The sequence below is a fragment of the Kitasatospora sp. NPDC057738 genome (assembly GCF_042798815.1).
GTDB classification, from domain to species: Bacteria; Actinomycetota; Actinomycetes; order Streptomycetales; family Streptomycetaceae; genus Kitasatospora; species Kitasatospora lactacystinica.
The window spans coordinates 40,782-45,955 of sequence record NZ_JBHVJT010000081.1 but is presented as its reverse complement, the minus strand read 5'-3'; the positions used below and the strand labels follow the sequence as shown (position 1 = coordinate 45,955).

4 protein-coding genes are annotated in these 5,174 nt (G+C 73.2%); all 4 read right to left on the bottom strand.

The window, feature by feature from the left end; all coding sequences use genetic code 11:
* Positions 1–48: 48 nt before the first annotated feature.
* On the bottom strand, positions 49–1,110 hold the full coding sequence (locus tag ACFVGO_RS32910; RefSeq protein ID WP_380635754.1) for a zinc-binding alcohol dehydrogenase family protein: 1,062 nt from the start codon (positions 1,108–1,110) through the stop codon (positions 49–51).
* 14 nt (positions 1,111–1,124) lie between these two features.
* Positions 1,125–2,450: a peptide ligase PGM1-related protein gene (locus tag ACFVGO_RS32905; protein ID WP_359906772.1), complete on the bottom strand. Its 1,326-nt coding sequence runs from the start codon at positions 2,448–2,450 to the stop codon at positions 1,125–1,127.
* A 209-nt stretch (positions 2,451–2,659) separates the two neighbouring features.
* Positions 2,660–4,348, bottom strand: coding sequence for a CocE/NonD family hydrolase (locus ACFVGO_RS32900; protein ID WP_380635751.1), 1,689 nt, complete (start codon positions 4,346–4,348; stop codon positions 2,660–2,662).
* A gap of 296 nt (positions 4,349–4,644) precedes the next feature.
* The gene (locus ACFVGO_RS32895; RefSeq protein WP_380635749.1) at positions 4,645–5,007 is read right to left on the bottom strand and encodes a hypothetical protein; all 363 of its coding nucleotides are present in this window, start codon (positions 5,005–5,007) and stop codon (positions 4,645–4,647) included.
* Positions 5,008–5,174 lie beyond the last annotated feature (167 nt).

Below are 5,174 nucleotides of genomic sequence, written 5' to 3'. Positions count from 1 at the left end.
CGCGAGGGGAGGGCGGTCGGCCGGCCGCCCTCCCCTCGCGCGCTTCGTTCACGCCTCGCGGCGGACGTCCACCAGCACCTTGCCCATGGTCTGCCGCGCGGCCATCGCCCGGTGCGCCGCGGTCACCCCGGACAGCGGCACGGTCCGGTCGATCCGCGCCACCACCCGCCGCTCGGCGGCGAGCCGGAACAGGTGGTCGGCGATGCTCTCGAACAGCGCCCGGTCCGTGAGCACGTGCCTGAGCCAGAAGCCCTGCACCCCCGCCGAGCGCTCGGTCAGGTCGCCCATCGTGAAGCCGTCCTCCACGCCCTCCCGCGCCCCGACCGACACCAGCCGCCCGAAGGGTGCCAGTCCGGCCAGCCCGGCGCGCAGCACCCGGCCGCCGACCGAGTCCACGAACAGGTCCAGCCCGCCCGACTCCGCGAGCCGCTCGCCCAGGTCGGGATCCTCGGAGTCCAGCACGGCGTCGGCGCCCAGCGAGCGCAGGAACTCCCGCTTCTCCGGGGTGGAGGCCAGGGCGACCACCCGGCCCGCCCCCAGCTCCCTGGCCAGCTGCACCGCCAGGTGACCGACCCCGCCCGCGGCCGCGGACACCCCGACGGCGTCGCCCGGCCGAAGCCGCCCCGACAGGACCAGCGCGCCGTACGCCGTCGCCCCCTGCTCCAGCAGCGCGAGCGCCTGCTCGTCGTCCACGCCGTCCGGCACCTCCACCGTGTGCGCCGCCTCGGGGACGGCCGCCTCGGCGTACCCGCCGCCGGTGCGCAGCAGCGCGACGACCCTCCGGCCGTCCTCGCGGCGCCGCCCGACCGCGTCGACGCCGAGCACCAGCGGCAGCGGGAGCTGCAGGTACTCGCCGGCGCGGATCTCCAGGTCGGCGTAGTTGAGCCCGGCCAGGGTGACGTCCACCAGCACCTGGCCCGGCCCGGCCACCGGTTCCGGCACCGTCTCGATGCACAGCTCCTCCGGCCCGCCGTAGCGGTGGATCAGCGCGGCGCGCATCCCCTTCCCGTCCCGTTCCGCTTCCGCCTGGCCCACGGTCGTCTCCTCCACGGTCGTCTCGATCTCGGTCGTCTCGTTCACGGTCGTCTCGATCTCGGTCGCGTCGTCCACGCCCGCCCCGGGCCTCATCCGGCGAACAGCGCGAGCAGCGCGCTCTCCAGGGCGCGGACGGCCTCCGGGCTCTCGGCGACCACGCAGTACATCACCGAGCCGTCGGCCGGCCCGAAGTCGTTGCTGTACAGCACGCCGGTGCCGGTCCGCGGGTCGAAGGCCAGCCCGGCCGCGCCGAGCGCCGCCACGGCCTCGGCGAAGGACGGCACCTTGAGGCCGGCGAGCTCCAGCAGGTGGCGCGAGCCGCGGTGCTCCTCGCGCAGCAGGCGGGCGGCGAAGATGTCGTGCAGGTGGCTGGAGCCGGTGAGCCGGCCGTTGGTCTCGTGGAAGTAGATCTCGCCCCCGGGCGTCAGCACGGCGTCCGCGCTGACCGTGCCCCGGTAGCCGATCACCCGCAGCGACTCGCACAATCGGGCGCCCTGCTCGACGAGTTCGGCCAGGGCGCCCGCGTCCGGGGTGACCGGCGGGGTGATCTCGCCGACCACCACCGGCCGCATGACCATCTCACCGCAGCCGGCGAGCACCACGGCCGCGTCGTCGACGAGGAACTGGGCGTACAACGGCGCGCAGTCGGGGAAGTACCGCTCCACCACCACCCGTTGGCCGCGCCCGCCGGTCAGCCAGGTCCACCGCTCGGCCACGTACGCGGCCACCGCCGCCCGGTCCGGCAGCGGAACCACCCGCTCGGCGCCGACCGCCTCCACCTTCTCGTCCCGGGCGAGGATCTCGTTGCCCAGCCCGCCCGCCTGGTACTCGACCTTCAGCATCACGCTGTGCCCCTGCCCCAGCAGGTGCTCGACGGCGGCCTCGACCTCGGCCGGCGAGCCGGCCACCGTCCCGGGCGGGATCGGCACCCCGACGCCGGCGGCCAGCGCCCGGAACCCCGCCTTGCTGTTGACCAGGGCGTTGCCGCCCTGCGCGGCGAAGGGCAGGCCGGGCATCGCGTGCGCCAGGCCGAGCGCGGCCGCCAGCCCGGCCACCGCGCCGTTCGGCGAGACGGCCAGCACCTCGTCGACGGTGCGCCCGTCCAGGACGCGGCGCAGCTCCGCGAGGAAGGCCGGGTCGACCAGGCGGTCGGTGGTGAGCGCCTGGTCGCCGTGGACGCCCGGCGGCGGCACCACGAAGGTCAGGCTGTCGGCCCGCACCCCGGTCAGCCCGGCGACGTACGCCAGGTACTCCGGGTCGGGGCCCCAGGGCAGCACCAGGACGTCGCCGTCCTCGGCCCACCAGAGCATCCGCTGTGCCCCGCACCCGGCGAACAGCTGCTCCAGCGGCGTCGCCCCGGTGAGGTCCCCGACCATCTCCTCGGTGCGGTTGTTCGCGATGCAGAGCGTCGTCATCTGGTGAACTCTCCCGGTGTCCGGCGCTGTCGCGGCCCACGGTCCTGGTCCCGCGCACGACACGGGTGTGGCGTGCGCTACTGGTGTAGCGCACCGGGGTTGTTCTGGTTCGGTCCTCGGTCATTGAACAAAACGCCGAACAACCGGCGGCCGGTCCGCCGCTGGGCGGACCGGCCGTTCCGGCTGTGGCGCCCTGCGGGGCGCGGGCGTCAGTCCAGGGTGCCGAGCGGGATGTCGAGGTAGGACTCGGCACCCCGGGGCGAGGTGAACTCGATGCTGGTGGGGGTGGAGTTGGCGTCGGCGAAGAACTGGTCGTGGGTGCCGATGACCAGCTGGAGCACACGGCCCTTGGCCAGGGCGTAGTGGGCGGGCTGCAGCGGGAAGGACACGGTGGTGGCCTGCCCGGCCTGCTCGTTGGTGAGGGTGTACGGGGCGTGGGTGATGATGCGGGCCTGGCCGGTGGCAGGGTCGCAGTCCAGCAGGTAGGCCACGATCGTGGCGTCCGTCGCCCGGGGCTTCACCGTCACCCGAAGCTGCACGTCTCCCTGGACGCGCATGGGCTGCTCCAGCGGCGCGGTGGTCCAGATCGCGGCGAGCTCGCGGTCGACCTCGGCGGTCCCGTAGACGTGGGGCCGGCCCAGGCGCTCGGCCAGGCCGGTCTGGACCAGCTTCGGGGCGACGACGACCTCGGTGTCCCGCCCGGTGGCCCTGACGGAGCGGGCCCAGCCCGACTGCGGCTGCCCCTCGGCCAGCCGCGCCTCGCTGTGGCCCGCGGCCGCGGCGGCGAGGTGGAACCGCCTGCGGGGCAGGGCGTAGCTCTCCCAGTCCTCGTGGCGGAGTTCGGACAGCAGGTTGTGCATGTACTCGGAGCGGATGCCGAACTGGGGCGCCGCTCCGTCGCCCGCGTTGCCGCCGAGGTGGTGGTCCATCCAGCGGTAGGCCATCTCGGTGGGCTTGGAGACGAGGCCGAACAGGCCGGGGAGTTCGCCGTTGCCGTGGTCGCCGATCTGGACGAGCAGCGACTTGGGGCTCGTCAGGTTGCTGAAGAGGTCGACGACGGCGGGCACCGAGAAGATCGTCTCGTGCCAGGCGGTGGTCAGCAGGATCGGCGTGTTGGCATCGTTGTACGCGTCCAGGTGCGTCCGGGGCGAACGCACCGCCGCGAACTCCCTGACCTCGTCGTCGACGACGTTGTTGCGGATCTTCTCGATGACGCCGCGGAACTCCTTCGAGCAGCGGTCCTCGCCGAAGAGCTGCACGAGCGCCTCGAAGGCCTTCAGGTGGCGGGTGCCGTTCTCGTACAGCGAGGCGAACAGGTCGCCCCAGGCGCTGGTGCCGGCCACGGCCTTGACCCGCGGGTCCTGCGCGGCCACCAGCAGGCTGGTTCCGGCGCCGTAGGAGGAGCCGAAGAACCCGATCCGGTCCGGGTCGACTCCGTCGATCTGGACCAGCGCGTTGATGATCTCGGTCCCGTCGGCCACGTCCTGCGGACCGGCGACGTGGATCTCGCCGCCGGACTCGGCCAGACCGCGCTGGCTGTAGGCCAGGACGGCGTAGCCGCCGAGCGCCCAGCGCGGGAACATGCCGAGGTAGGCCTTCCGGCCGATCCCGATCAGCGGCGCGGGCATGACGACCGCGGGACAGGTCTGTCCGGGCGCGAGGTTGCGCGGGATGCTCAGCGCCGCGTCGATCATCGTCCCGTCCGCCATGGCGATCGAGAGCTCGCGGTACTCGGCGATCTCCGCGTAGGTCTCGTACTCGTCGGCCAGGCCCCACTGGTCGAGGCGGCCGATCCGGCGCGGCGAGGGGTCCAGTACCGCTTCGCGGATCGCTTCCAGCCTGGAGAGGTCCTCGGCGCTGAGCGCGAACGGGGTCTCCGGGGTTCCTTCGATGGACATGGCTGTGCCCGCCTTTCGTGGCAGTGCTTCTGACTGGGTGTCAGAGACATGCTCACCTCACCGCGATCATCCCGGGGGAATACCTCCCACCAATCACTCGAACGAGTGATCGGCATCGCCTCCGGGCCGGTTGGGGCGCCCTCCTGAAGTACAGGACCCCGGGCGACTCGCACCTCCCGCCCGTCCCCGGGGAGCCGACCCTCGACCTGTCGGCTCCCCTGGGCGATCCACGCGCCGGGGCACAGGCGGTTCACCGCGGACGTTCCGTGCCCGACGCGCCGTGGCGGGATCCCGCGTCAGCCCTTCTCGCCGTCGGCCCAGGTGATGTCCATCTGGTCGATGAAGTAACGGCCGTCGAAGCAGAGGAAGACCTTGTACGAGGTGTCGTTGTCCGCGATCCAGGTCTTGTTCCACTGCACGACGGTGCCGGCGCCGTCGCGCTTGGGGAAGTAGAGGCCCTCGCGGCGTTCCGGCCGGTTGTAGAAACCGTGCCCGTTGGGCAGCCGGTACGGCGTCCGGTCGAAGGTCTCGATGCGCGTGCCCGGGGTGAGGAGCTCGCCGGGGACCTCCCGGAAGCTGGTCTCGTCGAAGATCTGCTCGATGGTCCGCACGTGCTTCTCGAAGCGGCGGGCCGGCACCCGGACCCGTCCCGTTCCCACCGGGAGGTCGGTGACCTTCGGCGCCGGAGCGGGCGCGGGCTCCGGCGCCGGGACGGGCGCGGGGGGGGGGAAGGGGGGGGCCAAGGGTGGGCTGGGCTGTAGCGGATACACAGGGGAGGGGGGAGGGGGAGGGGGGGGGGGAGACTGGGGGGGGGAAGAAGGGAGGA